This is a genomic window from Tamlana crocina (genome assembly GCF_012037625.1).
The window spans coordinates 1-544 of the sequence record NZ_JAAVJS010000124.1; the positions used below are offsets into that span (position 1 = coordinate 1).

Annotated in this window: 1 protein-coding gene; it reads left to right on the top strand. The window is 44.1% G+C overall.

Features of this window, described 5'->3' with window-relative positions:
- Nucleotides 1-544, top strand: a 544-nt coding sequence (locus tag HC176_RS15920; RefSeq protein ID WP_167919983.1) for a hypothetical protein, incomplete at both ends; no start/stop codon positions are given.

Genomic DNA, 544 nt, shown 5'->3' on the forward strand with positions numbered 1-544 from the left:
TCCTACTGATCCAACAGATCCGGGAGTTACTCCGGGTGTAGGCGTTATCTGTCTCGTCGATGTTCAAACCATCTTTCCAAGTATTGACGAAATAAGAAAGTATTATTTAAGACTTCTTCCAACAGGAGTAGCCACTAACGGCACGTTCAATCCTACTCCTTCTCAACTGGCAGCTATCTATCAGGCTGACGAGGACGGATTGGGAGAATTCACTACTGTTTATACAGTGGATGGTGAATCTTACGAGCTTACAGTAAATATTGTTACTGAAGCCGAAGCAGGCGTTAACGCTACTGTGGAATTGACTACAGAAGATGAACCTGTTAATCTATTCGATTACCTTGGAGAAGATGCATTACCAGGAGGAACATGGAGCTCTGGAAACGGCACTTTCGATCCTGCGACAGATGTTGCCGGAAGTTTTACCTATACAGTAGGTTACGAAGGATGTACAGACTCTGCAGTTGTTACTGTTGTGGTTACTGATTCTGAATGTGAAGGAGTGGTAGATGCAGGTACAGATACCAGCGTTACCATTTGTGAG